Source organism: Enterobacter sp. Ap-867, assembly GCF_011752855.1.
Taxonomy (GTDB): Bacteria; Pseudomonadota; Gammaproteobacteria; order Enterobacterales; family Enterobacteriaceae; genus Cedecea.
This window is the reverse complement of the sequence record NZ_VWWS01000006.1, coordinates 189,831-206,325: the sequence shown is the minus strand read 5'-3', so window position 1 is coordinate 206,325 and position 16,495 is coordinate 189,831. Positions and strand designations below refer to the sequence as shown.

The following is a 16,495-nucleotide window of genomic DNA, read 5'->3' as shown; positions in this document are numbered from 1 at the left end:
CGGGAAGAACACGCCTTAAGCTTCGCGATCCGGGGCGCGGTATTCAATTTTCACGTTCGGCATTATTATTAGTTAATACCTAATAATCAGGAGTAAACATGGAGCTTCGCCATCTGCGTTATTTTCTCGAAGTTGCCCGAACGCTCCATTTTGGCGCGGCGGCGGAAACGCTGAACATCTCCACGCCGACGCTGTCGGTGCAAATCAGTCAGCTTGAGCGGGAGTTTGGCACTCCGCTCTTTTTACGCACCAAAAGGCGCGTACAGCTCACCCAGGCCGGGGAGATTTTCCGCGAAGAAGCCGAAGCCACTCTGCGGCAGGCTGAGCTGACGCGTGAGCGTGTGCTTAGCGCTGCACGCGGCGAGCAGGGCTACATTCGCGTCGGCTACGTGGCGTCTTCGCTTTGGTCGGGGACGCTTAGCTCGGTGATGGGGGCGTTTCGGGGGAGATATCCGGATATCTCGCTTGGTGCGCGAGAAGTGCTGATGGACAGCATGGCGGCGGCGCTGGTGGAGGGCAAAATCGACGTTGGATTTGTGCGCGCCCCGGTCGCGCTGCCGTCAGAAGTCGGGCACCTGTTGGTGCAAAGCGACTGTTTTTGCCTGGCGCTCCCCGCTTGCCATCGTCTGGCTTCCGGCACGGAAGCTATCGACCCTGCCGCTCTGGCCGGGGAAAGCTTTATTCTGCCGGAGCAGACATCCGGCTCGCATGAAGTCGCCCGCCGCGGGGGATTTGTGCTCAACGATGCCATCCGCTCCAGCACGCTGACCGAAGTGCTGGCGCATATCGCGCTGGGCAACGGCATCGCGGTTATCCCGGAGATCATGGCGAAAACCATCGGCGTGCCGGACGTGGTCTATCGCCCGATTGCCGGGGCAGAAATCCCTTCGGCTATCTGGATGCTGTACCGCAAGCGGGAGCGCACGCCGATGATTAAGCGCCTTATTCGCTTCGCAAAAGAGCACGTTTCGGGTGGGTCAGGAAACGTTTGAACACACTCTTTCACCCCCGGGATTCATTTGGCGGTTAATCTTGATCCAGAGCAGTCCTTACCCTGACCTGAATCCTGGAGAAAGCATGATCAAGCCACGTTTGTTTATCCCGGCCTTAAGCCTCCTGCTGCTGAGCGTGGGCGCTGCGGCGGCGGACAATGTCATTACCCCGGTGCGCGGCACCATTGATGCGGTCAATGATTCCTCGCTGCAAATCACCACCCGTCAGGGGGAAAAGCTTTCCGTTGGCCTGACGGACAAAACCCGAATCAACGGCGTGAGCGAAGCGAAGATGAGCGACATCAAGCCCGACAGCTTCATCGGCACCGCCGCCGTGCCGCAGGCGGATGGCACGCTGAAGGCGCTGGAGGTACACGTTTTTGCCCCGAGCCTGCGCGGTTCCGGGGAAGGGTTTAATCCGTTTGAATCCGCCAACGGCCAGGTGAACACCATGACCAACGGCACGGTCGGCACCCTCGTGAACAGCCACGGGCGCACGATGACGGTGAAATTCCACGGCCAGCAGAAAACCGTGCAGGTGCCGGACGACGTGCCGGTGGTGCTGATCAGCCCCGCCGACAAATCCGTGCTGAAGCCGGGCGCGAAAGTGGTGCTGTTTGCCACCAAAGATGACAAAGGCCAGGCCGTCGCGCGCGGAATTTCCGCCGGGGTTAACGGGCTGACGCCGCCGATGTAATTTGTGGTGATTATCAGAACAGTGCCGACCTCTATACAGAGGACCTGCCAGTAAGCTTTACAGGTTGAATCGTTGATCGGTATTTCCCTTCTCCCTTTTAGGGAGAAGGTGGTTGCCCAGGTGAACAATAAATAACGCCCATGTATGATGCTCCGCAGACCATCAGACTCCTGTGGAGAGCACGTCATTGACAGCACAAACGGGCGATATACTTTTTAACGGCCAGCGCTTTTCGGCCTTCTTCTTTGATATGGACGGCACCATTCTGACCTCCATTCGCGTGGCAGAACGCATCTGGGGTGAGTGGGCCGTGCGTCACGGCATCGATCCGGTAGCTTTCCTGCCCACCATTCACGGCGTGCGCGCGGTGGAGACGATTGCCCGCCAGAATCTACCGGGCGTGGATGCCGAAGCCGAAGCACAGCGGATTACCGAAGCTGAAATCGCCGATGTGAATGGCGTGGAAGCCATCGGCGGCGCGCGAGAGTTTTTGCAGGCGCTGCCGATGGATCGCTGGGCCATTGTTACTTCCGCCCCAAAAGCGTTGGCGCTGCGCCGCATTCAGGCCGCCGGTTTGCCTGAACCCAAAGTCATTATTGCGGCGGAAGACGTCCGTCTCGGTAAACCCGCCCCGGAGGGCTACCTGCTGGCGGCGGAAAAATTGGGCGTAAACGCGGCCGACTGCCTGGTGTTTGAGGATGCCCTGGCGGGTGTACAAGCCGGTGAAGCGGCAGGCGCAAAAATCTTTGTCATTTCCGGCACCAACGCTCACCACGCCGGGGAGCTCTCTCGTTATACCGGCGTGGAAAATTACGATGCCCTGCGAGTTGAGGCCGACGGCTCGGGTATTCTCTTGCAGCTAAGCTAATTATTCAGGCTCTCTTTTGTGGCAGAGCCTATTCAAGGTGATTGACAGATTCCCGGCCGATGAGTGCCGGGTTATCTCTTTCATTCTCATGGGTAATTAAAAATATTACTCTACTTTGTAAATAAATAATTCATACTTTTCATGATGGCTAATATTTGATTTGCAGAACGTTCATGTATTTTTCTTTTAAAGGTTTTTGATGTTTTTTATTTATTTACCAGAATCCTCAGAAGCTATTTTTTTATTTTCCGCATTACATCGCCCCATCCCTGGCGCCAACCGCTAAGAACTAAAAGGTGCGTCACGTTATGCGTAACATCCTTCTGTAACAGCCTTTAAGTGTGATTTTCATCACAATTATGGGCAGGTAAAAGCCTTTAAATAGCGCTGAGTTTTACCCGCTGACTATTGAGGCATTGATGAAAATTAACACTGAATCCTGTGTGATCTCAGGCAAGCAAACCGTTTCCGTTAGCCATCAGGAAATTGAGTGGAATAATAAAGGGACGTTGCTGAAGATTTCCCGGGGAGGCATTTGCGGGTCCGATTTGCATTATTATCAGGAAGGGAAGGTCGGCAACTTTGCCGTAAAAGCCCCAATGATTTTAGGCCATGAAGTTATTGGCACGGTAGTGCATACCGATTCTCCTGAATTACATGAAGGGCAGACGGTCGCTATTAATCCATCCAAACCTTGTGGCCATTGTAAATATTGCCTTAGCCAGGAAGAAAATCAATGCACAACCATGCGCTTCTTCGGCAGCGCAATGTACTTCCCACACGTTGACGGCGGCTTTACCCGCTTTAAAACCGTCGACAGCGCGCAGTGCGTTCCCTATCCCGCTGAAGCGGATGAAAAAGTGATGGTGTTTGCCGAGCCGCTGGCGGTGGCCATCCACGCCGCGCACGAGGCGGGAGATCTGCAGGGCAAGCGCGTGTTTATCTCCGGCGTAGGGCCGATTGGCTGCCTGATCGCCAGCGCGGTAAAAACGCTGGGAGCGGCAGAAATTGTCTGCGCCGATGTCAGCCCGCGCTCGCTTTCGCTGGCCGCGCAGATGGGCGCCGACACGCTGGTGAACCCGCTGCACGATAGCCTGGACGGCTGGAAAGAGGAAAAAGGCTACTTCGATATCAGCTTTGAAGCCTCCGGTCACCCTTCGTCAGTAACCACCTGCCTGGAAGTGACCCGCGCCAAAGGCACCATGGTGCAGGTAGGAATGGGCGGCGCAGTGCCGGAATTCCCCATGATGATGCTCATCGCCAAAGAGATTTCGCTGAAAGGTTCTTTCCGCTTCACCACGGAGTTCAATACGGCCGTTTCCTGGCTGGCTAACAAGGTGATTAACCCGCTGCCGTTGCTGAGCGCAGAGTATGCCTTTACCGACCTGGAGCAGGCGCTGATCTTTGCCGGGGATAAAACCCAGGCCGCGAAAGTCCAGCTGGTTTTCTGAGGCCTGTTAATAAGGATTAAGGCAATGAACGATCTTTTTTCACTGAAAGGCAAGAACATCCTGATTACCGGCTCTGCGCAGGGGCTCGGGTACCTGATGGCTACCGGGCTGGGTCAGTACGGGGCGCAGATTGTCGTCAACGCCAGCACGCCAGCTAAGGTCGAGGCTGCGGTGCAAAAGCTGCGGGACGAAGGGATCCGCGCCGTGGGCGCCCCGTTCGACGTGACGCAGAAACAAGATGTCGATGCGGCTGTGGAGCGCATTGAGCAGGAAGTGGGCCCGATTGATGTGCTGGTGAACAACGCCGGAATTCAGCGCCGCCATCCTTTTACCGAGTTCCCCGAGCAGGACTGGAATGATGTGATTGCGGTGAACCAGACCGGCGTTTTCCTGGTTTCGCAGGCGGTGACCCGCCGGATGGTGGCGCGCCAGGCCGGGAAGGTGATCAATATCTGCTCCATGCAGAGTGAGCTGGGGCGCGACACGATCACGCCTTACGCCGCCTCGAAAGGCGCGGTGAAGATGCTGACCCGGGGCATGTGCGTTGAGCTGGCCCGCCACAACATTCAGGTCAACGGCATCGCCCCCGGCTACTTCAAAACGGAAATGACTCAGGCGCTGGTGAATGACGAAGCGTTCAGCGGCTGGCTGTGCAAACGGACGCCCGCCGCACGCTGGGGTGATCCGCAGGAGCTGATTGGCGCCGCGGTGTTCCTCTCTTCAAAAGCTTCAGATTTCGTTAACGGGCACCTGTTGTTTGTTGATGGCGGCATGCTGGCCGCCGTTTAACGGCGCGAGTGCCTGCCGAAAAGTGAAGGCGGGTAGACCGAATAAAAGGTGGAGAGCATGGGCCTTCTCTCGCCGCAGAAAGCTGAAAATCAAGCGATTGGTTTTCAGCTTTTTTAAACGCGCTGACTCCCCGACCTGACCACTAACCTGCAGCGCTGCGCGCTGCTTTTTTTGCACTGATAAGAGATAAGCGTATGCCATTACTTATTATTGCCGCAGGCGTCGCCCTGCTGCTGGTCCTGATGATCGGTTTTAAAGTGAACGGCTTTATCGCGCTGGTTCTGGTGGCGGCGGTGGTTGGCTTTGCGGAAGGGATGGATCCCCAGGCGATTCTGCACTCCATTCAAAACGGGATTGGCGGCACCCTCGGCGGGCTGGCGATGATCCTTGGCTTTGGGGCGATGCTCGGGAAGCTGATTTCGGATACCGGGGCGGCGCAGCGCATCGCCACTACCCTGATCGAGGCCTTCGGCGCGAAGCGCGTACAGTGGGCGCTGATGATTGCCGGGCTGGTGGTTGGGATGGCGATGTTCTTTGAGGTCGGCTTTGTGCTGCTTTTGCCGCTGGTGTTCACCGTTGTCGCCTCGTCCGGCCTGCCGCTGCTGTATGTGGGGGTACCGATGGTGGCCGCGCTGTCGGTCACGCACTGCTTCCTGCCGCCGCACCCGGGGCCGACCGCGATTGCCACCATGTATAACGCCAATCTCGGTACCACCCTGCTATACGGGCTGATTATCAGCCTGCCGACGATTATCGTTGCCGGACCGCTGTTCTCCCGTTTGTTAACCCGGTTTGAAAAGCAGCCGCCGGAAGGTCTGTTCAGCTCGCGGGTGTTCAGCGAGGCGGAAATGCCTTCGTTCTGGAACAGCCTGCTGGTGTCCATCACGCCCGTGCTGCTGATGGCCATTGCCGCGCTTTGTAACGTGGTGCTGCCTGAAAAAAGTGGGCTCAGATCTTTCCTCGACTTTATTGGTAACCCGGCGGTCGCGCTGTTTATTGCCCTGACTATCGCCACCTTTATCCTCGGCTGGCGCAAAGGGCGAAGCATGGAGCAGGTGATGAACATCGCCGGGGACTCTATCGGCGCTATCGCGATGATCGTGTTTATCATCGCCGGTGGCGGCGCCTTTAAGCAGGTGCTGGTCGACAGCGGCGTAGGGCAGTACATCGCGCACCTGATGAACGGTGCGCCGCTCTCGCCGCTGCTGATGTGCTGGACGGTGGCGGCACTGCTGCGTATTGCGCTGGGTTCGGCGACCGTCGCGGCGATCACTACCGCAGGCGTGGTGCTGCCTATCATCAGCGTGACCCACGCCGACCCGGCCCTGATGGTGCTGGCGACCGGGGCGGGGAGCGTGATCGCCTCTCACGTTAACGATCCGGGATTCTGGCTGTTTAAGGGCTACTTTAACCTCAGCGTGGGGGAAACGCTGCGTACCTGGACCGTGATGGAAACGCTGATCTCAGTCATGGGGCTGCTGGGCGTATTGACGATAAATGCCGTTTTGCATTAAATCGTTGTATGACTCGCCGACAGGCCACCGGGTGCGCGCGCTGCGCCCCGGTATTGAGAGGGCCGATGAGAAACCACCGCATTTCTTTGCAGGATATCGCCACGCTGGCTGGCGTGACGAAGATGACCGTCAGCCGCTACATCCGTTCGCCTAAAAAGGTTGCAAAAGAAACCGGGCTGCGTATCGCCCGAATCATGGAAGAGATTGATTACGTGCCCAATCGTGCCCCCGGTATGCTGCTGAATGCCCGCAGCTATACGCTGGGAGTGCTGATTCCTTCTTTTCAAAACCAGCTCTTCGCCGACATTCTCGCCGGCATTGAGTCCGTCACGTCCGGGCAGAATTACCAGACCCTGATCGCCAACTATAACTACAACCGCGAGTCGGAAGAGGAGTCGGTGATTAACCTGCTCTCCTACAACATCGACGGCATTATTCTCTGCGAGAAGTACCACACCTTCCGCACCGTGAAGTTTTTGCGGTCCGCTGCCATCCCGGTTGTGGAACTGATGGATATTCAGGGCGACCGGCTGGATATGGAAGTGGGGTTTGATAACCGCCAGGCCGCGTTAGACATGGTTGGCACCATGCTGGACAAGCGGCAGCGGCGCAGGATCGTCTACCTCGGTTCAAAAGATGACGTGCGCGACGAGCAGCGCTTCCGGGGTTACTGCGAAGCGATGACGCTGCGCGGCCTGGAGCCCCAGCGCATCAACCCGAAAGCCATTTCATCCATCCATCTGGGTATGCAGCTGATGCGCGACGCTCTGGCCGCTTACCCTGACCTGGACGGAGTCTTCTGCACTAACGACGATATTGCGATGGGCGCCCTGCTGCTCTGCCGCGAGCGGGGCCTGCTTGTCCCGGAACAGATCTCGATCGCCGGTTTTCACGGGCTGGAGATGGGGCGCCAGATGATCCCCAGCCTGGCAAGTGTGATCACCCCCCGCTTCGACATTGGCCGGGTGGCGGCCAGAATGCTGCTGGATAAGATCGGTAATGAAGACCTGAACCACAACACTATTGATTTGGGCTACCAGATTTACCACGGGCAGACGCTGTGAGCGGGTTTTGTGAGGCAGGTGCCAGGAAGGGAACACGGCGTTGATGATGCCGCGTATTTTTCCCCTTTCCCTTTTAGGAAGAGGGTCGGGTGAGGGGCTAGTGAATATTATTTCCGGACTGGCTATCGATCATTGTGAGGCCGGAATCTGTGCTTACAAAGCAGGGCGCTCGCAGGCTGTCGATCAGAAGGTTAAACATCGTGATTAACAGAGAGCTGCAATATTTCCGTACCTGAAAGTGGCCAGCATCATCTATGGATGTATAAGATTTGTATCGCGCTGAAAGCTAATAAGGATTATTACGAATTTTTGGAATGTTGCATGAAGTAGATGGCACGCTAAAACATTAATGTGCTTTGGTGGAAATATTTTAATATTCTCAACCAATTATTTTATTTAGATGTTTTTGATATTTTAAACTTGGCGGAAAGTCACAGGAGTCGAACCTGCCCGGCGCCGCTGGCGGCACCAACTGGAGTTGAAGTCCAGCCGCCTCACCGGAGACGACGACCTTCCGCGCCTGCATTGCTACATGGAGGCGGGCGCAGTATACCGGGTTTCATGCTGCTGCCCAATGGGTCAGTAAGAATATATCCTGCGCCTAAAGTGAAATTATTTGCTAAATCAGTCTAACGACCTGGGAATCACTCCGTTGACGCGGTTCGCCAGGCTATGTCTCTTATGGCCTCTCTCGCTGTCTGGCTAATGCCGCCCAGCTGAAAGAAACCGTGGATCACGCCCAGATAGCGCTGGCAGCTTGCCGTAACACCTTGTTCTATAAGCTGGGAATAAAGTAATTCGCCCTCATCGCGCAGGGGATCGTATTCGGCGGTGAGGATATGCACTGGTGGCAGCCCGGCAAAATCTTCGCGCCACAGCGGGCTGGCTTCCGGATGCATCACATCCGTTCCAGGGAAATAAGCTTCAAAGCCACTGAGCAGCGTGTCGCGGGTGATAATGTAGTCTTCGCCGTTCTGCTGGTAGCTTGGCTGCTGAGCGCTGGCGTCGAGCATCGGATAAATCAGCATCAGGCTAGCCGGGAGCCATTCCTTGGCGGCTTTCAGACGCAGGGCGGTTACCAGGGCGATATGCCCGCCCGCGCTGTCTCCGGCAAGCGTGATACGCTCACTATCGACGCCTAAATTCATGGCGTGGTGCCTGATTAATATGGCAGCACGTTCGGCATCATCATGGGCGGCAGGGTAAGTGTGTTCTGGGGCCAGGCGATACTGCGCGGCAATGACCCGGCATCCGCCGTGAAAAGCTAACTGGCGGAGCTGATTATCGTGAGTGGCAAACCCGCCGCTGACAAAGCAGCCGCCGTGATAATAAATCACCGTCGGCAGTGTTCCACTGGCGTCGAGTGGGGAAACGACCCGTAACGGCATTCCCTCCAGTGAAATATCTTCCACCTGGACTCTGGTTTCCGTTTCACCGGCCAGCACGGTACTGGCGATATAGCCTGCCCGCCGTTCGGCAAAACTTTGCTGGCGGGAAGAGGGGCGACCGGCGGCAATAAAGTCATTCACCAGTCGGGCAATAGCGGGTTCGAGGGCCATAATACGTCCTTTTACTGGATGAATATCCATATCCTATGCCGACAAACTGGCCAGGTAAACCCATCATTTATGGCGGGCAGGGTTCAGCCAAAAAAGAACCATGCCGTTTTTATCAGCCCATTTTCCACTTCGAAAACGGCCATGCTTTCAATCGGTTCATCGCTCAGGCCGTGGATCTTCTCGTGGTCGAACACCTTGTTGCCCATTGCGGTGCGGGAAATGATTTCTGCTCGCAGGGCCGGGTTATTGAAGCGGTGATCTTTGTAGAAAGCATACAGGGCATCGCGTCCTGCCAGAGAAGGCGTTACGGCTGGCGGGCGATAGGCGGTGAAATCTTCGCTAAAGCAGGCTGTAAAGGCGTCGAGGTCGTGGGCATTGTACGCCTCGAACTGGCGTATGACGGGGTCTGTGACTGACATAAAAGTATCCTGATAAGAGAAACTGACGGGCTGCCAAAATATGGTTGTGTGCCGGGACAGCGTCTCTTGCCCGATGGAAAATGTCCAACGAAAGGAATGGTGACGAGGTTAAGCCTCCTGTCTCTCTTCGCAATACACATTAACAACCGGTTGCATTTCATCCCGTTACAATCCTGTGTCTAAAACAATAAAGGGTTGGCAAAATGAAAAAACTTTTCGGGATGATGTTGGTTGGCGTGGTGGCGTTCTCGGTTGTGGCCTGCTCCAGCAGCTACGTAATGGCGACCAAAAACGGGGAAATGATCGTCACCAAAGGTAAACCAGAGGTGGATAAGCAAACCGGACTGACGCGCTACTATGACGCGCAGGGCGTGGAGCATCAGATCCAAAACGATCAAATTACCCAGCTGATTAAGCGCGGCTGATCGTTAGAAAAGAAAACTACCGGCCAGCGCAAGCTGGCCGGTAGGGCAGTTTTATTCCCCTTCGCCAGGGAATAAGAACGGGTTGATGCTGCTGCGGGCGAAGCCTTCCTGCTCCATGCGGGCGTCAAGCACCAGCGAGGCCAGATCGTCGGCAACGGCTTCCACTTTCGGGTCCTTTTCCTGATAGAGAATTTTCAGGTAGGTGCCGCAGTCGCCGCAGCTTTCGGCTTTGATCGCCGCCTGTTCGCTGTCCAGCGACCAGTAGTTTAAGTCGCGGGTCTGCTCGCAGTTGCTGCACTTCACACGCACCACGTGCCATTCGGTTTCGCATAGATTGCAATGCAAATAACGCAGGCCGTTCGTGGTGCCGATGTGCACCATGCTGGAAACCGGAATCGAGCCGCAAACCGGGCAGAACTGCCGCTGTTCGCCGTATTCAGCTTTGGCTTTACCGGGGATAAGCGTCGCCATTTGCGCCCAGTAGAGCGACAGCGCAGCCCAGATAAACGGTGCCTTGTCGCTGCTGACGAGCGCGAAGTCGGCGTTGAACAGCGCGGTGGCCATCTCTTCCAGCTCCTGGGAAGACGCCTTTTCAAGATTTTCAATCACCGCTAACGCCGGGCCGTCCATCTCAGGCTTCAGCTCGGCAATCAGCGACTGCAGCAGGCGCTGCCAGTGCGGGTCGCGCGGCAGGACGTGAATATCCAGCGGCGGCTTGCCGGTTTTAGCTGCTTCGGCAATCAGGGCGGTTAAATCCATCTCCAGGGGGTGGTCGTACAGCACCACTTCCTGCGCGTGGGCAATCAGCGCGGCAAAGCGCAGATAGTCGCCCAGCGGGTTGCTGGCAGCCAGCTCGCGCAGGCGTTCAGCACGGCGGTTGTAGAGATTTTTGAGCCTGGGGAATAATAACGGCGGAATCACTTCCGCCGTGCGTTTCTCGCTCTTCTCCAGCTGATCTTGCGGGATTATGCGAATACTCATTCAGATGACTTTTCCTGTTTCCGGCGGACTTCGCGATACCATTTCGGGTGATGTTTCTTCGCCCACGTCGTGGTAACCCAGCCCTCCACCATCGCGGTGATGGTGCCTTTTACCCAAAGGGCGGCGTAAATATGCACCATGATAACCACAATTAACGCTACCGCGGCAAATGAATGCAGCATTAACGCAAATCGAATAACCGGAATTGGGAAGGCTGGCGCAAAGTAAGGACGCCAGATAATCACGCCGCTCGCCAGCAACAGCACCAGGAAAATAATCGCCGCCCAGAACACGCATTTCTGGCCGAAGTTATAGCGCCCGGTGTCTCCCACTTCCTCGTTGACGACGATCTTACGAATATTCTTCGCCCAAAAGATATCATCCCGATTGATTAGGTTGTGGTGCCAGTAACGGAAAAACATGATGATGAAGGAGGCGAACATCACCACCCCAACGAACGGGTGGAGGATGCGCGCCAGCTGCGGCGTGCCGAGAATGCCCATCAGCCAGTTGAAGGACGGGAAGAAAAAGCCCAGTCCGCTCACAGCCGCCAGCACGAAGCAGAAGGCGGTGATCCAGTGGTTGATGCGCTCCGGCGCGCTATAGCGCTGAATGGTCGGTTGCTTTTTCATTTACGCACCTCGTCGTCGTCATGGTGCAGATTATCGTCCTCTTCATCGGCACGGTTCGGGCCGACACCAACGTAGTGGAAGACGCTGGCGGCGAAGGTTGCCGCAAAGCCGATGGCGGCCAGCGGTTTCCAGACGCCTTTCCAGAACTTCACGGTTGGGCTGATGGATGGGTTCTCCGGCAGGCCGTGATACAGCGTCGGCTTGTCCGCATGGTGCAGCACGTACATCACGTGCGTCCCGCCAACGCCTGCCGGATCGTACAAACCTGCGTTGTCATAACCACGGGTTTTCAGTTCCGCCACGCGCTCGCCGGCGAGGGTCTTCATATCCTCTTTCGAGCCGAAATGAATCGCCCCGGTCGGACAGGTTTTCACGCATGCAGGCTCCTGGCCCACGGTGACGCGGTCTACGCACAGGGTGCATTTGTAGACGCGGTTGTCGTCCGGGTTCAGGCGCGGCACGTCGAACGGGCAGCCCGCAATGCAATAGCCGCAGCCGATGCACTGTTCGGACTGGAAGTCGACGATGCCGTTGGCATACTGAATAATCGCCCCTTCCGATGGGCACGCCTTCAGGCAGCCCGGATCCGCGCAGTGCATACAGCCGTCTTTGCGGATCAGCCATTCCAGTTTGTCGTTCTGCTCCACTTCTGAGAAGCGCATCACCGTCCAGGATTTGGCGGTCAGGTCCGCCGGGTTGTCGTACACCCCGACGTTATGCCCCACTTCATCACGGATGTCGTTCCACTCCGAGCACGCCACCTGGCAGGCCTTACAGCCGATGCAGGTGGTGACGTCGATAAGCTTGGCGACCTCTTGCTGGTGATCCCGCGCCTGAGGCGCAGGCGTGAAGCCGTTAGTGGCGGAACGACGGATAATGTCCTGAGATTGATAAGCCATAATTCGTCTCCGTTACACCTTTTCCACGTTGACCAGGAACGCCTTGAACTCTGGCGTTTGCGTGTTGGCATCCCCGACAAAAGGCGTCAGGGTGTTGGCGATAAAGCCTTTCTTCGCCACGCCCTCGTAACCCCAGTGAATCGGGATCCCGATGGTATCTACCTTCTGACCGTGAACGTCCAGCGTGCGGATACGCTTGGTCACCACCGCTTTGGCCTTGATGTAGCCGCGGTTGGAGGAGACCTTCACCGTGTCGCCGTGGGCGATGCCGAGCTTGTTGGCCAGCTTCTCGCCAATCTCGACAAACTGCTCCGGCTGCGCGATGGCGTTGAGCAGCGCGTGCTTGGTCCAGTAGTGGAAGTGCTCCGTCAGACGATAGGTGGTGCCGACATACGGGAACTTGTCGTGCGTGCCCATCGCCTCCAGGTCATCTTTAAACACGCGTGCCGCCGGGTTGGAGACCACGTTCGGGTGCAGCGGGTTGGTGCCCAGCGGCGTTTCAAACGGCTCGTAGTGTTCCGGGAACGGCCCTTCTGCCATCTTGTCGAGGGCAAACAGGCGACCCAGCCCTTCCGGCTGCATGATAAACGGCCCGACGCCGCTGTCCGGCGCGGCGGTGCTGTAGTCCGGCACGTCGATGCCGCCCCATTTCGCGCCATCCCAGGAGATCAGGCGGCGTTTTTCATCCCACGGTTTACCCGACGGATCGGCGGAAGCACGGTTATACAGAATGCGGCGGTTAAGCGGCCACGCCCATGCCCAGCCGAGCGTGTTGCCCAGGCCTGACGGGTCGGCGTTGTCGCGGCGTGCCATCTGGTTGCCGTCCGGTGTCCAGCTCCCGGCGAAGATCCAACAGCCGCTGGACGTTGTCCCGTCGTCGCGCAGCTGAGCAAAGGAGCTGAGCTGCTGCCCTTTTTTCACCAGCACCGCGCCGGTGGCCGGGTCAATCAGGTCTGCCAGCGCCTTGCCGTTGCTTTCCATGGCCACTTCTTCCGGCGCCGGGTTATCCGGGGTCAGGTACTGCCAGGTCATGTTCAGCACCTGCTCAGGCACTTTGCCGCCGTCGCGCTCGTACATGCGGCGCAGGCGGGTGAAGATGCCGGAGAGGATTTCGCCGTCGTTCAGCGCTTCTCCTGGCGCATCTGCCCCCTTCCAGTGCCACTGCAGCCAGCGCCCGGAGTTGACGATGGAGCCGTTCTCTTCCGCGAAGCAGGTGGATGGCAGGCGGAACACCTCGGTCTGGATTTGCGACGGATCAACGTCGTTCATCTCGCCGTGGTTCTGCCAGAAGTTGGAGGTTTCAGTGTTCAGCGGGTCAATGGTGACCAGGAACTTCAGCTTCGAAAGCGAGGCCACGACCTTGTTCTTGTTAGGGAACGAGGCCACCGGGTTAAAGCCCTGGCACAGATAGCCGTTGACCTTGCCCTGGCTCATCATCTCGAAGTACTGCAGCACGTCGTAGCCTTTGTCCCACTTCGGCAACCAGTCGTAGCCCCAGCTGTTTTCTTTCGTCGCTTTGTCGCCAAAGAAGGCTTTCATCATCGAGACGAAGAATTTCGGGTAGTTGCCCCAGTAGTTCACCTGGCCTTTCAGCAGCGGTTTCGGCGTGTTGGCCGCCAGATAGCTGTCGATATCTACCTGTTTTTCGCTGGGTAGGTTCATGTAACCCGGCAGGCTGGTGGAAAGCAGGCCGAGGTCGGTCAGACCCTGAATGTTGGAGTGGCCACGCAGGGCGTTAACGCCGCCGCCCGCCATCCCCATGTTGCCGAGCAGCAGCTGGATCATCGCCATGGTGCGGATGTTCTGCGCACCGATGGAGTGCTGTGTCCAGCCCAGGGCGTACAGGAACGACGCGGTTTTGTCCGCCACGCTGGTTTCGGCGATGTACTCGCACACCTTCAGGAAGTCTTCCTTTGGCGTACCGCAGATGCTGGTGACCACATCCGGCGTGTAGCGGGAAATATGCTCTTTCAGCAGGTTCCACACGCAGCGCGGGTGCTGAAGCGTCAGGTCGCGTTTGGCGAAGCCTTCTTCATCCAGCTCGTAGTTCCAGGTGGTTTTGTCGTACTTGCGGTTTGCCGCGTCATAGCCGGTGAACAGGCCGTCGTCGAAGCCGAAGTCCTCACGCACAATCAGGTTGGCGTTGGTGTAAGACTCGACGTATTCGCGATTGAATTTGTTGTTGTTTATCAGGTACAGCAGGACGCCCGACAGGAATGCAATGTCGGTCCCGGAACGGATAGGCGTGTAGAAATCCGCCACCGAAGCGGTTCGCGTAAACCGAGGATCGATCACAATCAGCTTCGCGCCGTTGTGAATTTTGGCTTCCATCGCCCAGCGGAATCCCACCGGATGCGCTTCTGCCGCGTTCCCACCCATTACCACGATGAGGTTGGCGTTTTTGATATCAACCCAGTGGTTGGTCATCGCACCTCGACCAAATGTTGGAGCAAGACTTGCTACCGTTGGTCCGTGTCAGACACGCGCCTGGTTATCCACGGCAAGCATGCCGAGGGCGCGGGAAAATTTCTGGGTTAAATAGCCGGTTTCGTTGCTGGACGCGGAGGCGCACAGCATCCCCGTGGAGAGCCAGCGGTTGACCGTGGTGCCCTGATCGTTCTTTTCGATGAAGTTGGCGTCGCGGTCTTCTTTCATCAGCTTCGCGATGCGGTTAAAGGCATCGTCCCAGCTGATTGGCTGCCATTTATCGGAGCCTGGCGCGCGGTAAGAAGGCGTTTTCAGGCGGCTTTCGGAGTGAATGAAGTCCACCAGACCGGCCCCTTTCGGGCACAGCGCGCCGCGGTTTACCGGGTGGTCCGGGTCACCTTCGATATGGAAAATTGAGGCTTTTGCGTTTTTTGCGCCGTCGCCGAGGCTATACATCAATAGCCCACAGCCCACGGAGCAGTATGTGCAGGTGTTACGGGTTTCACGGGTGCGCAGCAGCTTGTACTGCCGGGTTTCCGCTAGCGCAGCGCCGGGGGCAAAACCCAGTGCTGCTGCCGTGGTGCCTGCCATACCGCCAGCGCAGATCTTAAAGAACTGCCTTCTGCTGACCTGCATGGATCGCTCCTTACATTTCGACATTTCACATTGCTTAGGATTTATTTTGCGGGGTAACCCGCAAAGGTTCACAATTAGAACCAGTATAGATTTTGATGGCTTTCTTCCCTTCATCCGGAAGGGGTATTAAGTAGAATACCACAATGGTCCTGAGGGTGTTCTCGAATGGTTAAAACTAAGTGAACAAATTTCGCTACTCTGAAAAAGAAACCGTGGCGCAGATCACCGGCGCGCACACGATTGATCTTTGGCACCGGGGCAATCTCACCGTGGCAGAAACCGACTGGCTGGCGGAGGAAGTGCCCGTGGCGCTGGTTTACAACGGCATTTCACACGTTGTGATGATGGCATCGCCTAAAGATCTCGAAGCGTTTGCCCTCGGGTTTTCGCTGTCCGAAGGCATCATTGAAAGCCCTGCGGAGATTTATGGGATGGATGTGTCGCCGTCCTGCAACGGTATTGAAGTGCAAATTGAGCTGTCCAGCCGCCGCTTTATGGGGCTGAAAGAGCGCCGGCGAGCGCTGGCTGGGCGAACCGGCTGCGGCGTTTGCGGCGTCGAGCAGTTAAACGACATTGGCCGCCCGGTTACCCCTCTGCCGTTTACCCAGACTTTTGCCCTGGAAAACCTGGATGCGGCGCTGAAAAAAATGCGTGACTACCAGCCCGTCGGCGAGCTGACCGGCTGTACCCATGCGGCACTTTGGCTAGATCCAGAGGGCCACATCCTCGACGGAAGGGAAGATATTGGCCGCCACGTAGCGCTGGATAAAATGCTCGGCGTTCGCAGCCGTAACCCGTGGCACAACGGCGCTGCGCTGGTGTCGAGCCGGGCTAGCTATGAAATGGTGCAGAAGGCCGCGATGTGCGGCATTGAAATCCTGTTCGCGGTGTCTGCGGCGACCTCATTAGCGGTTGAAGTTGCGCAGCGGACAAATCTCACGCTGGTGGGCTTTAACCGGCCTGGGCGGGCAACGGTTTATACGCATCCTGAGCGGCTGCGCTAGGTTTTCCCCTCACCCCGGCCCTCTCCCCAAAGGGGAGAGGGAGGAAAGAAGTGAAAGGTGGAGCAATCCTCGCTCCATAGGAGGGAGGAAATAAGTGGAAGGTGGAGCAATCCTCTCTCCAGGCGAGCCAGGAGAAAA

15 protein-coding genes and 1 tRNA gene are annotated in these 16,495 nt (G+C 57.0%); 9 read left to right on the top strand and 7 right to left on the bottom strand.

Going from position 1 to position 16,495, the window contains the following annotated elements; genetic code table 11:
* The first annotated feature begins 98 nt into the window (after nt 1–98).
* The 7 genes from F3J26_RS15870 (at nt 99) to idnR (ending at nt 7,375) form a co-directional block, all read left to right on the top strand.
* Nucleotides 99–992, top strand: coding sequence for a LysR family transcriptional regulator (locus F3J26_RS15870; RefSeq protein ID WP_166994789.1), 894 nt, complete (start codon nt 99–101; stop codon nt 990–992).
* Nucleotides 993–1,077: 85 nt separating this feature from the next.
* Nucleotides 1,078–1,689, top strand: a complete 612-nt coding sequence (locus tag F3J26_RS15865) for a hypothetical protein (protein WP_039288852.1) — start codon at nt 1,078–1,080, stop codon at nt 1,687–1,689.
* 187 nt (nt 1,690–1,876) lie between these two features.
* On the top strand, nt 1,877–2,557 hold the full coding sequence (locus tag F3J26_RS15860) for an HAD-IA family hydrolase (protein WP_205246531.1): 681 nt from the start codon (nt 1,877–1,879) through the stop codon (nt 2,555–2,557).
* 419 nt (nt 2,558–2,976) lie between these two features.
* Entirely contained in the window at nt 2,977–4,008 is a 1,032-nt protein-coding gene (gene idnD, locus F3J26_RS15855) for an L-idonate 5-dehydrogenase (protein WP_166878693.1), read from the top strand.
* Nucleotides 4,009–4,032: 24 nt separating this feature from the next.
* The gene (gene idnO, locus F3J26_RS15850) at nt 4,033–4,797 is read left to right on the top strand and encodes a gluconate 5-dehydrogenase (protein ID WP_008458735.1); all 765 of its coding nucleotides are present in this window, start codon (nt 4,033–4,035) and stop codon (nt 4,795–4,797) included.
* Between the two features lie 194 nt (nt 4,798–4,991).
* A complete protein-coding gene (locus F3J26_RS15845) occupies nt 4,992–6,311 on the top strand; it encodes a gluconate:H+ symporter (RefSeq protein WP_166994787.1) in 1,320 nt (439 codons plus the stop codon).
* Nucleotides 6,312–6,376: 65 nt separating this feature from the next.
* A complete protein-coding gene (idnR, locus tag F3J26_RS15840) occupies nt 6,377–7,375 on the top strand; it encodes a DNA-binding transcriptional regulator IdnR (protein WP_166994785.1) in 999 nt (332 codons plus the stop codon).
* A 421-nt stretch (nt 7,376–7,796) separates the two neighbouring features.
* Here idnR and F3J26_RS15835 read toward each other — a convergent pair.
* The 3 genes from F3J26_RS15835 to F3J26_RS15825 form a co-directional block, all read right to left on the bottom strand.
* A tRNA-Sec gene (locus tag F3J26_RS15835) sits at nt 7,797–7,891 on the bottom strand.
* Nucleotides 7,892–8,019: 128 nt separating this feature from the next.
* The gene (locus F3J26_RS15830; protein WP_166994783.1) at nt 8,020–8,934 is read right to left on the bottom strand and encodes an alpha/beta hydrolase fold domain-containing protein; all 915 of its coding nucleotides are present in this window, start codon (nt 8,932–8,934) and stop codon (nt 8,020–8,022) included.
* Nucleotides 8,935–9,017: 83 nt separating this feature from the next.
* On the bottom strand, nt 9,018–9,353 hold the full coding sequence (locus F3J26_RS15825) for a nuclear transport factor 2 family protein (protein ID WP_008458728.1): 336 nt from the start codon (nt 9,351–9,353) through the stop codon (nt 9,018–9,020).
* 203 nt (nt 9,354–9,556) lie between these two features.
* On the opposite strand from F3J26_RS15825, the gene F3J26_RS15820 reads away from it, so the two are divergent.
* Nucleotides 9,557–9,778 (top strand): YgdI/YgdR family lipoprotein, encoded by a 222-nt coding sequence (locus tag F3J26_RS15820; RefSeq protein WP_166994781.1) that lies wholly within the window; start codon nt 9,557–9,559, stop codon nt 9,776–9,778.
* A gap of 51 nt (nt 9,779–9,829) precedes the next feature.
* Here F3J26_RS15820 and fdhE read toward each other — a convergent pair whose 3' ends face one another.
* From fdhE to fdnG, 4 genes are read right to left on the bottom strand one after another with little or no spacing between them, the layout of a single operon-like run.
* Complete coding sequence (gene fdhE / locus F3J26_RS15815) at nt 9,830–10,759, bottom strand: formate dehydrogenase accessory protein FdhE (RefSeq protein ID WP_008458723.1); 930 nt, start codon at nt 10,757–10,759, stop codon at nt 9,830–9,832.
* A complete protein-coding gene (fdoI, locus tag F3J26_RS15810) occupies nt 10,756–11,391 on the bottom strand; it encodes a formate dehydrogenase cytochrome b556 subunit (RefSeq protein WP_008458721.1) in 636 nt (211 codons plus the stop codon). The genes fdhE and fdoI overlap by 4 nt, the downstream gene beginning before the upstream one ends.
* A complete protein-coding gene (fdxH, locus tag F3J26_RS15805; protein ID WP_166994779.1) occupies nt 11,388–12,290 on the bottom strand; it encodes a formate dehydrogenase subunit beta in 903 nt (300 codons plus the stop codon). The genes fdoI and fdxH overlap by 4 nt, the downstream gene beginning before the upstream one ends.
* A gap of 12 nt (nt 12,291–12,302) precedes the next feature.
* A complete protein-coding gene (gene fdnG / locus F3J26_RS15800; protein WP_166994777.1) occupies nt 12,303–15,353 on the bottom strand; it encodes a formate dehydrogenase-N subunit alpha in 3,051 nt (1,016 codons plus the stop codon).
* Nucleotides 15,354–15,532: 179 nt separating this feature from the next.
* Between fdnG and fdhD the strand changes: the two genes are divergently transcribed.
* On the top strand, nt 15,533–16,357 hold the full coding sequence (fdhD, locus tag F3J26_RS15795) for a formate dehydrogenase accessory sulfurtransferase FdhD (RefSeq protein ID WP_166994775.1): 825 nt from the start codon (nt 15,533–15,535) through the stop codon (nt 16,355–16,357).
* Nucleotides 16,358–16,495: the final 138 nt, after the last annotated feature.